Source organism: Parageobacillus caldoxylosilyticus NBRC 107762 (assembly GCF_000632715.1).
In the GTDB taxonomy this organism is placed as follows: domain Bacteria; phylum Bacillota; class Bacilli; order Bacillales; family Anoxybacillaceae; genus Saccharococcus; species Saccharococcus caldoxylosilyticus.
The window spans coordinates 68,396-87,145 of sequence record NZ_BAWO01000030.1 but is presented as its reverse complement, the minus strand read 5'-3'; the positions used below and the strand labels follow the sequence as shown (position 1 = coordinate 87,145).

Genomic DNA, 18,750 nt, shown 5'->3' with positions numbered 1-18,750 from the left:
ACAAAAAAATAGTATAGAAAAGGGGTAATTATGAAGTGCGATATCGACGAGCTAGATAGACAGATTATTAAGTTACTCTCTAATGATGGAAGAATGTCGTTTACGGAAATTGCTAACAAATTGAATGTCACGGAAAAAACAGTCCGCACAAGATATAAAAATCTTATTGATCATGGCATTCTCGAAGTAGTCGGAGTAGTTAACCCGATTGCGTTAGGAATTCGTGCCGGAGCCATCATTCAATTAAAAGTGGAGTCACAAAAATTGTTCGATGTCATTGATCGGTTAAAAGAAATGAAAGAGGTCCGCTATATTACGTTAACCTCTGGATGTTATCAGCTTTTAATCCAAATCGCGGTTCCGAGTCAAGATGAAATTACAGGTGTGGTGAAGACATTAAATAATATTCGCGGAATTATTGAAATGAATACCATTATACAACTGGAAGTGTATAAAAATACGTTTGATTACATTTAATATCGTGTTAGACATGGTCATTCTCTCACGAAAGTCATTGATTGAAGAGATTGGAAAACAACGATAGTAAACGTTTGTTCTAACGTTTAATGGGCATCCAACTTTTTAATTAAATATTAAGTAAAGAGGTGTGAATACTATGAAAATTTTTATCTCAGCGGATATGGAAGGAATTTCAGGAGTTGCGACTAACCAGCAGCTAAAAACAAATAGCGAGTACCAGCGGTTTCGTAAGCTTATGACGCAAGATGTGAATGCAGCCATTGAGGGAGCGTTTCTTGGAGGAGCAACGGAAGTGGTGGTTGCCGATGGGCATGGAAACATGTCAAACATCCTCATTGAAGAGTTGGATCCACGAGCCCGGCTTATTTCTGGGAGCAATCGAGTCATGTGCCAGCTTGAAGGTCTTGACGACAGTTTTGACGGCATTATGTTTGTCGGCCACCATGGGCGTGAGAATGGTTCGGAAAGAACGGTCATCAGCCACAGTTTAGCGGGAATTTGTGTGAACGAAATGAAGATCAACGGCCGTGTTGTGGGCGAAACGGAGATGAATGCGTTCGTAGCTGGTTATTACGACGTTCCTGCCATTTTTATTTCAGGAGACGATGCGTATGTCCATGAAGTCCGCAAAACGTTGCCGCATGTCGAAGCGGCGGTAGTAAAACGCGGGATTGATCGTTTTGCGGCAGAATTGCTCCATCCTGTCAAAGCCCATGAGCTGATTAAGGAAAAAGCAAAAAAGGCCGTACAAAAAGCAAAGCAATGCCCGCCATTGAAAATCGAGGGACCGGTCACATTCGAAATTGAATTTAAAGGGCCAAACCAAGCAACGATGACCACAACGCTTCCAACGGTTAAATTAATAGGGCCTCGGACTATCACTTTTACGTGTGATGATATTGTCACCGCTTATAAGCATATGTGGGGATGTGTCATCATTGCGATGACGGCGACGAATGGAGTATTAGGCCACGTAAACGCTTAGTGACCCATGATATGAATACTCATTAGAAGGAGGGATGGGCGTGTACATTGTCAAGCGCTTGTTGACGATGATTGTTACGATTTGGCTCATTGCTACGTTGACATTTATTATTATGAAATCTATTCCTGGCGATCCGTTTGCTTCAGATGCCAACGTATTACCGGAGGAAGTATTGCAAAATATTCGAGCGAAATATAACTTGGATAAGCCGTTGCCTGTTCAGTATGCGTTATATATGAAAAATCTATTAACGTTTGATTTAGGGCCATCGATTCAATCGGAAACAAGAGATGTCAATACATTGATTGCCGATGGATTCCCTGTTTCTGCCGTTCTCGGATTGCAGTCGTTGGTGATTGCGCTTCTGTTTGGGATATTGCTAGGCATTATCGCCGCGTTAAATCACAATAGATTGCTTGATCATGTGGCCATGTTTTTGGCGATTATCGGTATTTCCGTTCCTAGTTTTATTTTGGCGCCTTTGCTAATCAAATATTTTGCGGTTGAATGGAAGTTATTACCTGTAGCATCTTGGGGAACATGGGCTCATTCGATTTTGCCATCGATCGCTTTAGCCACTACCCCAATGGCGGTCATCGCCCGCTTTATGCGCTCTAGCATGTTGGAAGTAATGCGGCAAAATTATATTAAAACCGCGGAAGCAAAAGGACTGTCTCCTGCAGCCATTGTTATTAAGCATGGTATCCGAAATGCGATTTTGCCAGTCATTACATTTATTGGTCCATTATTTGCCGTTTTGATTACAGGTACTTTCGTGATCGAGAAAATTTTTGCTATACCAGGGCTTGGAAAATATTTTGTCGACAGCATTTTTAACCGTGACTATCCCGTTATTTTAGGAACGACTGTGTTTTTTAGCACGATTTTAGTCATCACATTGTTCCTCGTCGATATTTCTTACCGTTTGATTGATCCGAGAATTAAGTTAACGAGTAGGGGGGACTAAGCATGATTTCACAAAAAGAAGATGCTTTATTTCGCCCCATTGATCGCAGCAGGCTCGAGTCTGACGTCATTCAAAGACCGAGTCTCAGCTTTGGGAAGCAGGTCCTTATCAACATTGTAAAAAATAAAATGGCGGTGCTGGGAGCGATTCTTTTATTCGCTATTGTCATTATGGCGATTGTAGGTCCCCATCTAGTTCCATACAGCTATTCCGATCAGAATTTGGCCAATGGCAGCCAACCTCCTTCTAGCAAACATTGGTTTGGAACGGATGATTTAGGAAGGGATATGTGGTCGCGTACTTGGTATGGGGCGCGTATATCGCTGACCGTCGGGCTCGTCGCTGCGTTAATCGATTTAGTGATAGGGGTTCTTGTGGGAGGAATATCAGGGTATATGGCAGGACGAGGAAAACTTGGGGATCGTATTGACAATATCTTGATGAGGATTGTGGAAATACTGTACGGCATTCCGTATCTATTAGTTGTGATTTTGCTCATGGTCATTATGGAACAGGGATTATGGACGATCATTATTGCGCTTTCGATTACAGGATGGGTAGGGATGGCCCGGATTATTAGAGGCCAAATCCTCCAGCTGAAGCAGCAAGAGTATGTGATGGCGGCACAAAAATTGGGAACGTCACACGCGAAAATTATTTTCCGTCATTTGTTGCCTAATGCATTAGGAATTATTATTGTCAATTTAACCTTTACGATTCCGCAAGCCATCTTCGCTGAATCATTTTTAAGCTTTTTAGGATTGGGAGTACAAGCTCCGTTCGCAAGCTGGGGGACGATGGCAAACGATGCTTTAGGCGTTATTTTAAACGGTCAATGGTGGAGGCTATTTTTCCCTGGGTTTATGATTGCTTTGACGATGTTTGCCTTTAACGTATTTGGGGACGGATTACAAGATGCGTTAGATCCAAGAACTAGAAAATAGGAGGTGATTATCTCCATGAGCCATTTGTTGGAAGTAGAACATCTAAAAGTGACATTTCCTACGTATGGCGGCGAAGTTCAGGCGGTTCGCGATGTTTCGTTTTACGTCGATCAAGGAGAAGTTGTCGCTATTGTTGGGGAAAGCGGGAGCGGCAAGACGGTAACCGTTCAAACGATTATGGGATTAATTCCAACGAAAAACATTAAGGATGGAAACATTCGCTTTAACGGAAAAGAGATTTTGCATTTGTCGAAAAAGGAAATGCGAAAATTAAAAGGTTCAGAAATAGGAATGGTTTTCCAAGACCCGATGACATCATTAAACCCAACGATGAAAATCGGAAAACAGATTGCAGAAGGGATACGGAAACATCAAAAACTGTCGAAAGCGGAAGCGAAGCAAAAAGCGATTGAATTGCTGCGTCTAGTAGGAATTCCTAACGCGGAAGAAAGGTATCATCAATATCCCCATGAATTTAGCGGGGGGATGAGACAGAGAGTGGTGATTGCCATTGCTTTGGCATGTAATCCGAAACTGCTCATTGCAGATGAGCCGACAACGGCTCTGGATGTTACGATTCAAGCGCAAATTCTTGATTTGATGAAAGATTTGCAAAAAAAGATGGAAATGTCGATTATCTTAATTACGCATGACTTAGGTGTAGTGGCTGAAATGGCGCAGCGGGTCATCGTCATGTATGGCGGAACTGTGGTGGAGACGGGCACCGTTTTCGATATATTCGAAAATCCGAAACATCCGTATACGTGGGGGCTATTGCGCTCCATTCCAAATTTGCACGACAAAGAGAAGAAACGTCTAATACCGATAGAGGGCTCCCCTCCAGATCTTTTTTCGCCGCCAAAAGGATGCCCGTTTGCACCGCGTTGTCCATATGCGATGGAAATTTGTGTAGAAAAAAGTCCGGCAGAATTCCATATTTCTAATGGACATACAGCAAGATGCTGGCTGAATGACCCTAGAGCTCCCAAAGTGGAAGCGTTCATTGCAGCAGGGAGGGAGTAATGGATGTCTCAGGAGATTCTTCAAGTAGAAAATGTAAAAAAGTATTTTAAGATCGGTCCTAATCAAACGGTAAAATCGGTAGACGGAATTTCCTTTTCTATTCGTAAAGGGGAAACGTTTGGATTAGTCGGTGAAAGCGGAAGCGGAAAATCGACGTTAGGAAAAACGATTGTCGGTCTTTATCCGGCCACTTCGGGCAAGATCCGCTTTGACGGCCATGAATTGGGGCATTTAGATAGACAGACGCAAAGAAAATTAAATCGAGAAATGCAAATGATTTTCCAAGACCCGCATGCATCATTAAATCCGCGAATGAGAGTGGGCGACATTATTGCGGAAGGGATTGATGCCCACCATTTAGCAAAAGGAAAAGAAAGACAAGAATTAGTGTATCACCTTCTTGAAAGAGTAGGACTGCGTCCTGAACATGCAGAGCGGTTTCCTCACGAATTTAGCGGGGGCCAAAGGCAACGGATTGGCATCGCGCGTGCATTGGCGGTAAAACCGAAATTTATCGTCGCCGATGAACCGATCTCCGCTTTAGACGTTTCGATTCAAGCGCAAGTCGTTAACTTGCTTGATGATTTAAAACAGGAAGAAGATTTAACCTATTTGTTTATTGCACATGATCTTGGAATGGTAAAACATATAAGCGATCGGATTGGGGTAATGTATCTTGGAAAAATGATGGAAATCGCAGAAAGTTCCAATTTATTTGAAGAACCGTTGCATCCTTATACGCAAGCGCTTTTGTCAGCGATTCCGATCCCAAATCCAAGACTAGCTAGGAAAAGGGAAAGAATCGTTCTTTCAGGAGATCCACCTAGTCCTGTCCATCCTCCAAGCGGTTGTAGATTCCGAACGAGATGTCCATACGCAATGGATATTTGCTCCAAAATGGAGCCAGCTTGGAGAGAAGTAAAGAAAAACCATTGGACAGCTTGCCATTTGTATAATCAATAAACATTTAAAGGGGGATAAAAAGCATGAAAAAAGTTTTCGCAAGTATATTTGCATTACTATTATTGGTTTCCACCGTGTTAGCTGGCTGCGGCAGCAAGGGAACTTCGGAAGATGGAGCAGCCAAAAATATTAAGCAAGAAATTACGTTAAATGCGATGAGCGAACCTCCGAGCTTAGACCCTGCTCTTGCATCGGATACAACATCAGGATGGATTATCGATCACCTATTTGAAGGACTGTATACGAAAAATCAAAAAGGTGAACCTGTATTAGGGGCTGCAAGTGATGTAAAAGTATCAGACGATGGAAAAACTTATACGTTTACGATTCGCGATAATGCAAAATGGTCTGATGGCGATCCGGTGACCGCCCAAGATTTTGAATATGCTTGGAAACGTGTGCTCGATCCGAAGACAGGAAGCCCATTTGCTTTTTACATGTACTATATTAAAGGTGCGGAAGAATATAACAAAGGAAAAGGAAGCGCCGATCAGGTAGGAGTTAAAGCCTTGGATGATAAAACGCTGCAAGTGGAACTAAAGGCACCATTAGGATATTTTGACAAGTTGTTAACGATGTGGACGTTTTATCCAGTGAAAAAATCGCTCGTCGAATCGAATCCAAAATGGGCTGCCGAAGCAAAAGGATATGTGAGCAACGGAGCTTACCGATTGACTGAATGGAAACATAACAGCGAAGTAGTGATTGAAAAGAACCAACACTACTGGAACAAAGACGCGATCAATATGGAAAAAGTAACATGGAAGATGGTCAATGATGCGACAACATATTATCAAATGTACAAAACAGGAGAGCTTGATTTAATTGCAACGTTGCCTACAGATGCGATTGCTCAAGAAAAAAATAATAAAGAATTCAAAGTCGTTCCGTACTTTGGAACTTATATGTTTATGTTTAACGTAAATAAAGAGCCGTTCAATAATGCAAAAATCCGCCGTGCATTTGCCATGGCCATCGACCGTAAAGCCATTGTAGAAAACATCACTAAATCAGGAGAAAAACCGGCATATGCATTTGTTCCATATGGGGTAAATACTCCAGATGGTGATTTCCGAGAAGTAGGCGGCGCGTATTTTGAAGAAAATGTAAAAGAAGCGAAAAAATTATTACAAGAAGGAATGAAAGAAGAAGGTTGGAGCAAACTTCCAGAAGTTACTTTAATTTATAATACGGCCGAAAACCATAAAAAAATTGCTGAAGCAGTTCAAGAAATGCTGAAAAGAAATCTTGGCGTGAAAATTAAGCTGGCTAACCAAGAATGGAAAACCTATTTGGAAACAACGGATCAGTCGAATTTCCAAATGGCGCGCATGGGCTGGATAGGAATTTTTGTTGATCCAACCGTTATTTTAGACTATTACTTAGGCGATAGCCCGAACAACCGTACAAACTGGGTAAACAAACAATTCGATGATTTGATGGCTAAGGCGAAAGTCGAGCAAGATGATAAAAAACGTTATGAACTTCTCCATGAAGCGGAAAAAGTATTAATGACAGATATGCCATTTATACCTGTTTATTTCTACTCGCAAAACTACTTAACGTCACCAAAATTCAAAGGTATTGTTTACCCTGTTAACCGTTTTCCAGATGTGCGCTGGGCGAAAAAAATAGCTGAATAATTGATAAAAAAGGGAAGAATTATTTCTTGAAAAATAATTCTTCCCTTTTACCTCATAAAGGGGAGATTGGTATGATGCTGTATTTCGGCACTACTTTTTGTACAGTAGTTGCTTTGTTGTTGGCAAAAATGATTTATGGAGTAAATACACTGACTTTCATTAATCAGTGCTTTTTATATGGCCTCACCATACTGGCTGTTGGAGTATGCGTTTTGATTTATCAAACAGGGTTTTTCCATTTTTTTCTTCAAGGATTTCGGCAAATATACCAGTTTATTGTACCTAAACCAAAGGTGTTAATTCGTGAAGAGGAACGATTGGCAAAAGATGCTTGGTTGAAGGATTGGCGAAGCCGAACGCTCAATAATGCCAAAAAAATTCTGCTGGGTATTGGCACAGGTTCTATATTCATATCTTTAACCTATTTGTTTTTCTACTATTAAATTTTTAGGAGGAAGAGGATCCAATGAAAAAACTTTTATTAACAGGTTTTGTGCCATTTTTAGAATTTCCTATTAATCCAACGGAACAAATTGCAAAAAATCTAGATGGAGCAAGTATAGGAAAATATCATATTTACGGGCGGGGCCTTCCCGTTGATTTTTCGCAGTCGGCATTGACTTGTTTAGAATACTTGGAGCAAATACAGCCTGATGTCGTTATTTCCCTTGGTCTTGCGGCGGGGCGTACAAAAATCACTCCGGAACGGATCGCTATTAATTGTAAAGATGGAGGTCCTGATAATCAAGAGGTGTGGGCACAAGACGAGCTGATTGTAGAGGATGGACCAGCAGCCTATTTTTCGACATTACCGATCCGCCGGTTCGTAAATGTGCTAAATGAAAAGGGATATCCTGCCCAAATTTCGAACACAGCAGGAACCTACCTATGCAACAATGTGATGTATTCGGTTTTACATAAAGTAAGCAGCGAAAACATGCCCGTAAAAGCTGGATTTGTTCATCTTCCTGCCTCACACGAGCTCGCCATTCAACGACCAACTCTTCCAAGCTGGTCGCAAGAAGATTTACAAAATGCGGTTGTGTGTATGATTGAAGCGTTAGATTAGTTCTCAATCTAAAAAAACAAGAGCTTTTCACGAACAGCAAAGATAGCTGTTCTATTTTTTTTTTTTTTTTTTTTTGGAAAAAGTTAGAAATGTATTGTGAAGTTTATAGGATAGGAAGGTACCATGTCATTTACGAACAAATATTTTAGAAAGGGGATATGTTACATGCGCTTTCCGTTCTCATTATTCAAGCACCGTTGGCTGAAGGTGTTTCGCCTCCAGCTCTAGCCGCTGCTGTATCGGAAGAAGGAGAACCTATTTTTTTGGCGGGCGGTTATAAAACGACGGAAGAGATGCGGAAGGAAATGATGAACGTTCGGACGCTAACGAGTGCACCGTTTGGTGTCAATGTATTGTACCAAGTGAAGAGAACGTGAACGAGGAAGTGGTGCTTCGCTATAAAAAGAGATGGAAAAGACCGATGTACCCCTTGCATTTACAGGCCGTCCTGTTGGCGGATTAGTAACTCGTTTCCTTAGAATATGACGCACTAACTCCGATTGCATATCTGCACATCCATCATATGACAAAGCATCTTCGCAAAACTGCCGCTCAAGCAAACGATTCACAGATGATGTCTTTATGGACTCGGCAGGGTTATCGTTTGGCAAAAGATATGCCTGCTGAGGAAGTAGGGAGGTTGTTGTCGGAGGAAATGAGGGATAATAATGAAAAGATGGAGTAGCGGGCTTTTTATTGTTCTAACATTCATTCATAAATGCAAAGGCAGTCCTGTTTAATATTGTTTCAAAGCTGTATCTTGATAAAGAATAATGAGAAGGGGACATATAAGAAAACTTTATTACTTGTTAACAGGGGTAATAAGAAGAGTGAGGGCTCATAGGTTACCTCCATTAATTTAATGTTCAATGTACGATCAATAGTAGAAAAAATGAATTTTATGAGGAAATCTTTGGAATATGTTTTTTATACGAAAATAAATTTTTTAATAGTTGATATTTTTAAGAATATTAAATATAATTAAAGCGAAAAAGTTAAGTTAAACGATTAAGTGCGGTAAGGAGATTCTCGATGGTTAGACTTAAAGATATTGCAGAAAAAGCAGGAGTGTCTACAGCAACAGTATCGTATGTTTTAAACAATAAAGGTAATGTTAGTGAAGAAACAAGAAAAAAGATTTTGAAGATTTTGGATGAATTAGAGTATAAACCTAACCAAATAGCGAAAAGTTTAAAAACCCGGAAAACGAGTACGGTTGGGGTTATTGTGGAGGATATTACTGTTTTTAATGCACCTGAAATTATTGACGGAATTAACGAGTGTGCTGAAGAACATGGTTTTTCTATACTTTTAACGAATCTAAGATTGTATAAGAGAATAGGAAATAATTTTTCTAATGTAGACAAGTGTAAGCATTTGATTACCAATGCTGTAGATAGTTTATTAAGTAAACAAGTGGATGGAATTATTTATATAGGTGTTCATACAAGGAATGTTACAGGATTAATTTCGGAAATAGATAAACCTTTAGTATACACATATTGCTTCGCTGATTCAGGATATTCTGTAAACTATGATGATGAATTTGCTTCTTTTGAAGCAACAAATTACCTTATCGAGAGGGGACATCGAAAAATCGCTCTCATCAGCGGATTAATTGATTCGATTCCGGCTCATGAAAGATTTAATGGGTACCACAAAGCGCTTATGAAACACCAACTTATACTTAATCCATCGTATGTAAAAACAGGGGATTGGAGTTACGAAAGCGGTTATAAGATGGCAAAAGATTTATTACAACAAAAGGAGCCTCCGACGGCCATTTTAGCAATGAATGATCTGATGGCAGGCGGGGTTCTTGAGGCTTGCAGAGAGCTTGGTATCCAAGTGCCTCAAGATTTATCGGTGATTGGTTTTGACAATAGAGAGTGTAGTCTATATTATACGCCAAAGTTAACAACAATGGATCTTCCTTTAAGAAAAATGGGTGCCAAATCTATGGAAAAAATATTGAGACTACTGAATGGAGAATCGGAAACGATAGAAATGAATACAAAACTTCGATGCCGACTAATTGTGCGGGAATCTGTATCTTCACCGCGCTAAAATCAAAAAGGAGGTGTTCATTTACTGTTCAGTTAATCGTTTAAGGGATTAATTATATTGTGTTTTTCGTAATTTTCTTGAAACAATACCACATTTTTTCTATGTTTTAATTTAATCGATTAAAATGCTGCAATTTTAGTTAATCCATGAGGATATTATCTTTGATTAGGGGGGTGATATCGAGAGTTTCGGTTTTATTTTAAGCGTTTTCAAACTCAAATAATAATTTTTTCGGGGGGAGAAGATTTTTATGAGAAAACCTTATATTACTCTCATTTCCATTTTGATTCTTATTGTATCCATCGTTTTAGGGGGGTGTAGTGGAAGCGACGCGACTGCTAAAAAAGAGGATGGTAAAGTAACAATTAGCTTTAGTATGTGGGATACGTTAGATGAAAGCAAAGCTAACTTTATCACTGCGTTCGAAAAGAAGCATCCTAATATTAAGGTAAAATTAGTGAATATTCCTGAAGATTACTCTCAGAAAATTAACTCTATGATTATTGGTGGTACGGCTCCTGATGTCATACTGGCGTGGGAAGCAGATATTCAGCGTTTTGCCAAAAGTGGTGCTATCGATCCGCTCGACAAATATATTAAAAAGACAAAGGCGTTTAAAATGGATGACTTTATCCCAGCAGTTAGCCGCTTGAACAAAGAAAATGGTAAGATTTATGGATTGCCTTGGTGCTATGCAACGGAGTTTTTATATTACAACAAAGATATGTTTGATGCAGCAGGTGTTGAATATCCAAATGAAAATTGGACATGGAAGGATTTTGAAGAAGCTGCAAAAAAACTAACCATTCGGCAAGGAGACAAAACCGTTCAATGGGGTGCTGATGCAATTTCCTTCCCTGGAATTTGGTATTCAATGATTGGTGCAGCAGGCGATGACATCGTTGATAAAAACGGAAAGCTTGATTTATCAGAAGGATTAAGAAAGGCGCTTGAATTTCAAAATAAACTTACGAACGTAGATAAAGTTTCTCCGCAACCGTCTGTCGGTGGAGAAGTTGTAGATTTATTTGCAGCAGGAAAGGCAGCAATGACACGTAATGGTAGTTGGTATATTTCCAGCTATCGTAATAACAAATTTCATTGGGATATTGCACCACTTCCAAAGGAAGAACGCTCTTATGCTTCGCTTCATACAGGTTTCTTCACCATTAATAGTAACAGTAAACATAAAGAGGAAGCTTGGAAGTTTATTGAGTTTATGATGAGTGATGAAGGACAATCAATGATTAGTAAGATGTATAATAATCCATCAGCGCGTAAGAGTGTTGCGGCGAAAGGTGATTATAAAGTTGCGGGAGAAAATGGTCCGACAAATTGGGATGTCTTTGATAAAACGGCACAGTTTGCTGATTTCGGCTATGTGCTAGTCAATCCTTCTATTACAAACGATTTGGTAAACGATTTCAATGCTGTATTGTTAGGGAAAAAAGATATTGAAGAAGTTATCAAAACAGATGTTCCAAAAGCTCAAAAACAAATAGAAAAAGACAAGTAAGATGAGAACTAGGTGCCTTTTTATCTTTTCTAAAAATAGGAAAAGGCACCTTCTTAGCCATATAACATGGAAAGAGAGGAGGAGAGGAACAAGATGAGGAAGAACGCTTGGAAAGAAAATCTCTCAGCATATGCTTTTCTTTCCCCTTGGATCATAGGATTTCTTTTGTTCACAGGTGGTCCTATTATCGTTTCGTTTCTTTTAAGTTTTACAAAATGGAATTTATTAGGTGATCCTCGGTTTATTGGATGGGAAAATTATAAATATATGTTTTCAGGAGACTCAGACTTTTTTAATTCACTAAAAGTGACCATATTATTTACTGTCATCAATGTATCAGTCAGTGTTATAGCCTCTTTGTTTTTAGCTGTTCTGTTAAATTTTAAAGTTAAATATATAAGTATTTTTCAATTTTTCTATTTTGTACCCGCAGTAATGCCTAGTGTAGTGATGGCATGTGTATTCAAATTAATGTTTAACAAAGAGTTAGGTGTCGTAAACTACTTATTATCTCTAATAGGGGTGGACCATCCACCAAATTGGCTAAGCGATAGTTTTTGGGTATGGCCTACTTTAGCGATAGCAAGCATATTTACTTATGCTACTGGGCAAATGATGTTGATTTTTCATTCAAGCCTTAAAGAGGTGCCCAAAGAGCTATATGAAGCTTGTGATTTAGATGGAGCAAATTTTATGCAAAGGTTTTTCTATGTCACTTTACCATCTATCTCGCCAATCATTTTATTTAATACGGTAGTTGCGACTATTAATTCATTTAATAGCTCCTTTACACTCATTTATCCTCTTACAAATGGAGGGCCGGATAATGCAACAGAAGTGTTAAGTTTAAGTATCTATAAAAATGCATTTAAATTGTTTGATATGGGCTACGCTTCTGCTTTAGCGGTAGTATTATTTATCATCGTTGCACTAGTATCTGCGCTTCAATTTCGATTATCTAGAAACTGGGTGCACTATGATTAAAAAGAGGGGATATTACTATGGCACAACTTCAAAGCAAGAGTAAAGAAGAGGTTGAGTATAAAACAATAAGGGGAAATGCTCGTTTTTCCTATAGAGTCATCAAAAAGAATGGAAAAACATTCATTCAATATACTATTTTGATTATTGTCGCAATTTTTATGTCATTTCCAATTGTTTGGATTTTATCTAATTCGTTGAAAACGTTAAATGGTATTAGTCAATACCCTCCTCAACTAATACCAAGTGACCCTCAGTTCGGAAACTATATTGAAATATTAAAGAATAGCAATACGCTTATTTATTTACGAAATACATTGATTTTAATCGTTGGTAATACCGTAGGGACATTAATATCTAGTTCCATTGTTGCATATCCGTTAGCAAGAATGAATTTTAAAGGTGTAAATCTTATATTTTCTATTATTTTAGCAACAATGATGGTACCAACAGTTACAACTATTATCCCGCAGTTCATTTTATTCCGCCATTTAGGCTGGCTAGACAGCTTTCTTCCTATGATTGTACCAAGCTTTTTTGCATATCCATACAATGTATTTTTGTTCCGGCAGTTTTTTAAGACAATACCAAAAACACTTGATGAAGCAGCAATGATAGATGGATGTTCTAGATGGCAAATATTCACTAAAGTGCTTGTGCCAATAGCAAAACCCGTTTTCATTACCGTGGGAGTTTTATCGGCTATTTATTGGTGGAATGAATTATTTACACCGTTAATCTTTATCGATTCTGAAAACTTAAAACCATTAACGATTGGAGCATTAACCTCTTTTAAAGTTCACGGAGCAACCAACTTAAATGCGTGGAATTTGCAAATGGCGATGGCGATGATTATGGCTATTCCGCCAATGTTACTATACTTGTTTGCGTCTAAGTTTTTAATTGCTGGGATTAAAACATCGGGGCTTAAAGACTGAATAATAAAAAGAGCTTTCGCCGTAAATGAGCAAAATATTGATTTGCATTTACGATACAAAAGGAAAAAGGGGATGGAAAAATGAATAAGTTAGTGCGAAACGGCCTAGAACCTGTTCCATTTACGAAGGTAACTATTGAGGATCACTTTTGGGCTCCTCGAATACGCATAAATAGAGAACATACAATTCCCTTTCAATATCAAAAATGTAAAGAGACTGGGCGTATTGATGCATTTAAATTGAATTGGAAGCCAGGAATGGAACCGGTTCCCCATATTTTTTGGGATTCAGATGTTGCCAAATGGATTGAAGCGGCTAGCTATAGTTTAGCAACGCATCCTGATCACGATCTAGAACGTTTATTGGATGAGGTAATTGATTTAGTTGCATCTGCACAACAACCGGACGGCTATTTAAATATCTATTTTACAGTTGTTGAACCGGAAAAGAGATGGACGGACCTTCGAGATGCCCATGAATTGTATTGTGCAGGGCATTTAATAGAAGCCGGTGTAGCTCATTATGCAGCAACAGGAAAGCGAAAACTATTGGACGTTGTTTGTCGTTATGCGGATTATATCGATACCGTGTTTGGACCAGAGGAGAATAAGAAAAAAGGATATTGCGGACATCCAGAGATTGAACTAGCGCTTGTGAAATTATATCGAGTAACTGGGGAAGAGCGGTATTTAAAACTTAGCAAGTTTTTTGTAGATGAACGCGGAAAGGAACCGAACTATTTTGAAGAGGAGAAGAAAAAGTATGGTCCTGGATACTTTGAAGAGTTATTCAAAACCTTTGGCAACTTAAAAGAATATAATCAATCACATAAACCTGTGCGAGAACAAGACAAAGCAGTGGGTCATGCTGTAAGGGCAATGTATCTTTATTGTGCCATGGCAGATTTAGCGAAAGAAACAGGAGATGAAAGCCTAAAAATAGCTTGTGAACGTTTGTGGGAAAATGTACACAAAAAAAATATGTATATTACTGGAGGAATCGGTTCAACGGCAAAGCACGAAGGGTTTACATTCGATTATGATTTGCCAAATGAAACAGCTTATGCTGAAACGTGTGCGGCGATTGGATTAGTGTTCTGGAATCACCGCATGCTACAATTGGATTGTAGCGGAAAATATGCTGATGCGTTAGAACGTGCACTATATAATGGTGTTATCAGCGGAATTTCCTTGGATGGTACAAAATTCTTTTATGAAAACCCGTTGGCGAGTTTAGGAAATGTACACCGAAAAGAGTGGTTCGATGTATCTTGTTGTCCTCCTAACCTTGCACGTTTATTAGCCTCTCTTGGGCAGTATATTTATTCACAAAATGAGAAGGAAGTCGCTGTCCACTTATATATTCAAGGAAGTGTTAATTTAGATATACAAGGAAAAAGTATTTTATTAAAACAGAAAACAAATTATCCATGGGATGGAAATATTTTGATCGATCTAGAAATGGAGCAGCCATCTACATTTGCTTTAAAACTAAGAATTCCAGGGTGGGCGCGCCAAGCAACAGTAAAAATAAACGGTGAAGTATTTGACATTAAACAACATTTAGAAAAAAATTATGTGAAAATTGAGCGGAAATGGAATAATCATGACCAGGTTGAACTTGTTTTCCCAATGCCAATTGAAAGAGTTTACACAAATCCGAATGTAAGGTATAACAGAAATTGCGTTGCTATTCAGAGAGGGCCATTAGTCTATTGTCTGGAAGGAGCAGACAATCCGGAACCACTATATCGGATCTCCCTTCCTAAAAATGAAGTATTGCATTCACATTTTGATGAACAATTACTTGGTGGGGTTGTAAAAATAACAGGGAAAGCAGTTTTCTACAATGATTTTGATTGGGATGGAGAACTTTATCGAACGAGTTTACCGGCACCCCAGCAATTCGAATTTACCGCTATCCCTTATTATGCTTGGGATAATCGAAAACCTGGTCAAATGCTTGTTTGGATTCCCGAAATATAGATATGTGTTGTATTAAAGGTTAGCCGTAGACAAACGTTTACGGCTGATTTTTTTTGAATTTAACAGGAGTGATAAAAGAAATTTTCTTGAGAAAGATCATATATCCTTATTTCGACGTTTGAACCCTCTCTTCGAACATGATACATTGATAATACAGTAAATTTATACGAACAAATAAAAAGAGAAGACAGAAGCTAAATACAAATAATAATGGATCGGCATTAGAAACCAGGCTATTTATACATACAAATAAACTTTAGCCATATTCCATAACAGTATCGAAATGATTCATTGGACCAGTTTTTCCAGAACTTTATTGCGTGTGAAAAAAAAGAGGGGGATCCAAATGAAAAAATTAGTATTTATTTATGTCGTTCTAATTAGTGCATTTATTCTTTACTTATATCATTACCATCTGGAAATCTCCCGCTTTCGTTCTTTTTACCAACAAGAGAAAGCGCTTCAAGGTAAAATGGATGAAAAATATGTGATGGTGACTTTCCAAGCGGGGATGGATTATTGGAAACGTTGTCTAAAGGGATTTGAAGACGCGGCACAGGCATTAAATGTTTCTGTAGAATATCGCGGAGCTACGCAATACGATGTAAACGAGCAAGTCACTGTGTTGGAGCAAGTCATTGCGAAAAAACCGGCGGGTATAGCTGTTTCAGCAATTAATCCTACTGCGTTGACAGAAACGATTAACAAAGCAGTGGATAAAGGAATTCCCGTTGTGTTGTTCGACTCTAATGCTTCTGGCAGTAAGGCGTTCTCTTTTTTAGGAACGAATAATTATAACGCAGGAGTAACGGCTGCTCACAAAATGGCTGAACTATTAGGAAAAAGAGGGAAAGTAGCAGTAATTACATTACCCCATCAGCTCAATCATCAGGAACGAACGAAAGGGTTTTTAGAGACTATTTACCAAGAATATCCGCAAATGGAAGTGGTGGCAGTAAAAGATGGGAAAGGAGACTCTCTAGCTTCCAAGGAGGCAGCATTAGAAATACTTAATGAGTATCCGGATGTGGAAGGAATATTTGCAACAGAAGCGAATGGCGGGATTGGTATCGGCGAGGCGATATTATCATTAGAAAATAAAAAAGTAAAAATCATTAGCTTTGATACCGATAAACGAACGTTAGATATGGTGAAACAAGGAATTATATCTGCTACTTTAGCGCAAGGAACTTGGAATATGGGCTACTGGTCACTGCAATTTTTGTTTCATCTTCACCACCGCTTAACTCCTTCCTTGCAATCAGGTTATCCTTTACTACCTCCATATGTAGATACTGGAATTACCGTAGTGACGAAAGCAAATGTAGAAAATTTTTATGCGAAGTAAATCGAAGTACATCTATGCAGAAATGAGTGATGACCATTGAAACGAAGAATCAATTATTTGCGAATAGACAATTTACCGATTCGTTATAAGCTCATTTCACTTTTATTAGTCATTACTATTTTACCTTCGATTGGATTAGGCAGTTTGATCGGCTGGGCCGTTGACCGTATTATGGAGCGGCAAATTAATGAAAATACTTTTCAGCTGATTAATCAAGTAAACAAGACATTGGAGTTTTACGTCAGTAATATGCAAAATATTACGTATTTAGTCGCGTTTAATCCGGATGTAAAAAGATTCTTAGCCGAACAGAAGGGTATACAAGGAATGAATGACGATTATTCCATTCGCCAGTTTTTACAAGGGCTTACCACATTGTATCCAGAAGTGGCAGGGATCCTTGTTGTGAACCGGAAAGGTGAGTACATTAGTAATGAAATGTACGCCCGTTCGCCTAAGCCGCTTACAGAAGAAACATGGTACCAAGAAGCGGTAAAAAATAAAGGGATTTTTAAAATTATTGGACACCCAATGCATCGGAATGTCATTACACATGCCAACTATACGAACAAGGAAGTGGTTTCTGCCGTACGTGCTATTTTAAATCCGAATACACAAGAGGTAGAGGGGGTAGTGTTAATTGATTTAAAACTGAGGGTGATTGCCGAGGCAACGAAAAATGTTCGTTTAGGAAAGTGGGGGTATTTGATGGTCATTGATCATCGCGGTGAAAATATTTATATTCCAGCTAAACCGTTTATAAAAGAAATTCCACGGCAATGGTTTCATGGGGATTTTGGAGCATTTTCGAAAAAAGTCCATGGACAATACCTTCAATTTATTTATCAGCGCTCTCCTTTTACTAACTGGACAACCATCGGGGTGTTTTCCAATCAAGAGTCTGCTTTAGAAATAAAGGAGATTCGTTTTTATGTAACGAGTTTTGTCTTTTTTGTATGTTTATTCGGTATAGGATCATCCTATTATTTGGCTTATTCCTTGTCAAGACCAATCAGCCAGTTAATCAGTTTTATGAAAAAGGTGGAAGCAGGCGATTTAACAAGTCGTTATCATGATGATCGAGCGGATGAAATCGGGGTGTTAGGTAGGAATTTTAACCATATGCTTGACCAAATTCAACGTTTTATTTCCCTTGCGGAATGGCAGGAACGACAACGATGGGAAGCGGAATTGCGCAGTTTACAAGCGCATATTAAACCACATTTTCTTTATAATACGTTAGATACGATTCAGTGGATGGCAAGGAAAAAAGGAGCGGAAGATATAGCCGAAGTAGTAGAATCATTGTCTAAACTATTCCGTATTGGGCTAAGCAAGGGGAAGGATATCATCTCTTTTGCGGAAGAAATCGAACATGTTCAAAGTTACTTGAGTATTCAAAAAACAAGGTATAAAGATAAATTACATTATACGTTCGATATTGCTCCAGAGTTACAAAAGTTATTTGTATTGAAATTGGTATTACAACCGATTGTCGAAAATGCGATTTATCACGGCATTAAACAACGGAGAGGGCCTGGACATATTTGGATACAAGCTGAAGAGCAGGAAGGACGCCTTCTTATTCGCGTAAAGGATGACGGAGTAGGAATGTCGCCGGAAAAGCTGGCTTCTTTGAGAGAAAGTTTATCGATTGGTTTTACGTTAGGGGATACCGAAAAGAAAATGAAAAACATCAAAGGGTATGGAATGGTCAACGTGCAAGCACGGCTGCAATTAACATTTGGCAACTCCTACGGGTTATGGATTGACAGTAAAGAAGGACAAGGAACGACAGTAACGATTGTGCATCCAATTATTAGACATATTACCTAGGAGGA

Annotated in this window: 17 protein-coding genes; all 17 read left to right on the top strand. The window is 38.8% G+C overall.

Features of this window, described 5'->3' with window-relative positions; all coding sequences use genetic code 11:
* Nucleotides 1–30: 30 nt before the first annotated feature.
* The 17 genes from GCA01S_RS09640 (at nucleotide 31) to GCA01S_RS09560 (ending at nucleotide 18,745) form a co-directional block, all read left to right on the top strand.
* Nucleotides 31–477, top strand: a complete 447-nt coding sequence (locus GCA01S_RS09640; protein WP_042409419.1) for an Lrp/AsnC family transcriptional regulator — start codon at nucleotides 31–33, stop codon at nucleotides 475–477.
* Nucleotides 478–616: 139 nt separating this feature from the next.
* Entirely contained in the window at nucleotides 617–1,465 is an 849-nt protein-coding gene (locus GCA01S_RS09635; protein WP_042409415.1) for a M55 family metallopeptidase, read from the top strand.
* A 40-nt stretch (nucleotides 1,466–1,505) separates the two neighbouring features.
* The gene (locus GCA01S_RS09630) at nucleotides 1,506–2,432 is read left to right on the top strand and encodes an ABC transporter permease (protein WP_042409413.1); all 927 of its coding nucleotides are present in this window, start codon (nucleotides 1,506–1,508) and stop codon (nucleotides 2,430–2,432) included.
* Nucleotides 2,433–2,434: 2 nt separating this feature from the next.
* Nucleotides 2,435–3,376 (top strand): ABC transporter permease, encoded by a 942-nt coding sequence (locus GCA01S_RS09625; protein WP_042409410.1) that lies wholly within the window; start codon nucleotides 2,435–2,437, stop codon nucleotides 3,374–3,376.
* A 15-nt stretch (nucleotides 3,377–3,391) separates the two neighbouring features.
* Nucleotides 3,392–4,399 (top strand): ABC transporter ATP-binding protein, encoded by a 1,008-nt coding sequence (locus GCA01S_RS09620; protein WP_042409407.1) that lies wholly within the window; start codon nucleotides 3,392–3,394, stop codon nucleotides 4,397–4,399.
* A 3-nt stretch (nucleotides 4,400–4,402) separates the two neighbouring features.
* A complete protein-coding gene (locus tag GCA01S_RS09615; RefSeq protein WP_042409405.1) occupies nucleotides 4,403–5,362 on the top strand; it encodes an ABC transporter ATP-binding protein in 960 nt (319 codons plus the stop codon).
* Between the two features lie 23 nt (nucleotides 5,363–5,385).
* Nucleotides 5,386–7,005 carry a peptide ABC transporter substrate-binding protein gene (locus tag GCA01S_RS09610; protein ID WP_042409401.1) on the top strand — a complete coding sequence of 540 codons (1,620 nt, stop codon included), beginning with the start codon at nucleotides 5,386–5,388 and terminating at the stop codon, nucleotides 7,003–7,005.
* A 26-nt stretch (nucleotides 7,006–7,031) separates the two neighbouring features.
* Nucleotides 7,032–7,448: a DUF3899 domain-containing protein gene (locus tag GCA01S_RS09605; protein ID WP_255212274.1), complete on the top strand. Its 417-nt coding sequence runs from the start codon at nucleotides 7,032–7,034 to the stop codon at nucleotides 7,446–7,448.
* A gap of 23 nt (nucleotides 7,449–7,471) precedes the next feature.
* Complete coding sequence (locus GCA01S_RS09600) at nucleotides 7,472–8,074, top strand: pyroglutamyl-peptidase I (protein ID WP_042409395.1); 603 nt, start codon at nucleotides 7,472–7,474, stop codon at nucleotides 8,072–8,074.
* Between the two features lie 158 nt (nucleotides 8,075–8,232).
* Nucleotides 8,233–8,451, top strand: coding sequence for a nitronate monooxygenase (locus GCA01S_RS20915; RefSeq protein ID WP_042409392.1), 219 nt, complete (start codon nucleotides 8,233–8,235; stop codon nucleotides 8,449–8,451).
* Between the two features lie 655 nt (nucleotides 8,452–9,106).
* On the top strand, nucleotides 9,107–10,141 hold the full coding sequence (locus GCA01S_RS09590; RefSeq protein ID WP_042409390.1) for a LacI family DNA-binding transcriptional regulator: 1,035 nt from the start codon (nucleotides 9,107–9,109) through the stop codon (nucleotides 10,139–10,141).
* Between the two features lie 250 nt (nucleotides 10,142–10,391).
* Nucleotides 10,392–11,657, top strand: a complete 1,266-nt coding sequence (locus GCA01S_RS09585) for an ABC transporter substrate-binding protein (RefSeq protein ID WP_017434307.1) — start codon at nucleotides 10,392–10,394, stop codon at nucleotides 11,655–11,657.
* A gap of 93 nt (nucleotides 11,658–11,750) precedes the next feature.
* Complete coding sequence (locus GCA01S_RS09580; protein WP_017434306.1) at nucleotides 11,751–12,641, top strand: carbohydrate ABC transporter permease; 891 nt, start codon at nucleotides 11,751–11,753, stop codon at nucleotides 12,639–12,641.
* Nucleotides 12,642–12,658: 17 nt separating this feature from the next.
* Complete coding sequence (locus tag GCA01S_RS09575; RefSeq protein ID WP_017434305.1) at nucleotides 12,659–13,576, top strand: carbohydrate ABC transporter permease; 918 nt, start codon at nucleotides 12,659–12,661, stop codon at nucleotides 13,574–13,576.
* Between the two features lie 80 nt (nucleotides 13,577–13,656).
* On the top strand, nucleotides 13,657–15,561 hold the full coding sequence (locus GCA01S_RS09570; protein WP_042409386.1) for a glycoside hydrolase family 127 protein: 1,905 nt from the start codon (nucleotides 13,657–13,659) through the stop codon (nucleotides 15,559–15,561).
* Nucleotides 15,562–15,907: 346 nt separating this feature from the next.
* The gene (locus GCA01S_RS09565; protein ID WP_017434303.1) at nucleotides 15,908–16,909 is read left to right on the top strand and encodes a substrate-binding domain-containing protein; all 1,002 of its coding nucleotides are present in this window, start codon (nucleotides 15,908–15,910) and stop codon (nucleotides 16,907–16,909) included.
* 36 nt (nucleotides 16,910–16,945) lie between these two features.
* Nucleotides 16,946–18,745, top strand: coding sequence for a cache domain-containing sensor histidine kinase (locus GCA01S_RS09560; protein ID WP_042409383.1), 1,800 nt, complete (start codon nucleotides 16,946–16,948; stop codon nucleotides 18,743–18,745).
* Nucleotides 18,746–18,750 lie beyond the last annotated feature (5 nt).

What these genes read in the sequence shown, in the direction of transcription:
- GCA01S_RS09585 (WP_017434307.1), top strand. Translation starts at nt 10,392, where the DNA reads ATGAGAAAACCTTATATTACTCTCATTTCCATTTTGATTCTTATTGTA.
- GCA01S_RS09575 (WP_017434305.1), top strand. Translation starts at nt 12,659, where the DNA reads ATGGCACAACTTCAAAGCAAGAGTAAAGAAGAGGTTGAGTATAAAACA.
- GCA01S_RS09590 (WP_042409390.1), top strand. Translation starts at nt 9,107, where the DNA reads ATGGTTAGACTTAAAGATATTGCAGAAAAAGCAGGAGTGTCTACAGCA.
- GCA01S_RS09565 (WP_017434303.1), top strand. Translation starts at nt 15,908, where the DNA reads ATGAAAAAATTAGTATTTATTTATGTCGTTCTAATTAGTGCATTTATT.
- GCA01S_RS09580 (WP_017434306.1), top strand. Translation starts at nt 11,751, where the DNA reads ATGAGGAAGAACGCTTGGAAAGAAAATCTCTCAGCATATGCTTTTCTT.
- GCA01S_RS09600 (WP_042409395.1), top strand. Translation starts at nt 7,472, where the DNA reads ATGAAAAAACTTTTATTAACAGGTTTTGTGCCATTTTTAGAATTTCCT.
- GCA01S_RS09615 (WP_042409405.1), top strand. Translation starts at nt 4,403, where the DNA reads ATGTCTCAGGAGATTCTTCAAGTAGAAAATGTAAAAAAGTATTTTAAG.
- GCA01S_RS09610 (WP_042409401.1), top strand. Translation starts at nt 5,386, where the DNA reads ATGAAAAAAGTTTTCGCAAGTATATTTGCATTACTATTATTGGTTTCC.
- GCA01S_RS09620 (WP_042409407.1), top strand. Translation starts at nt 3,392, where the DNA reads ATGAGCCATTTGTTGGAAGTAGAACATCTAAAAGTGACATTTCCTACG.
- GCA01S_RS20915 (WP_042409392.1), top strand. Translation starts at nt 8,233, where the DNA reads ATGTTACATGCGCTTTCCGTTCTCATTATTCAAGCACCGTTGGCTGAA.
- GCA01S_RS09640 (WP_042409419.1), top strand. Translation starts at nt 31, where the DNA reads ATGAAGTGCGATATCGACGAGCTAGATAGACAGATTATTAAGTTACTC.
- GCA01S_RS09570 (WP_042409386.1), top strand. Translation starts at nt 13,657, where the DNA reads ATGAATAAGTTAGTGCGAAACGGCCTAGAACCTGTTCCATTTACGAAG.
- GCA01S_RS09635 (WP_042409415.1), top strand. Translation starts at nt 617, where the DNA reads ATGAAAATTTTTATCTCAGCGGATATGGAAGGAATTTCAGGAGTTGCG.
- GCA01S_RS09625 (WP_042409410.1), top strand. Translation starts at nt 2,435, where the DNA reads ATGATTTCACAAAAAGAAGATGCTTTATTTCGCCCCATTGATCGCAGC.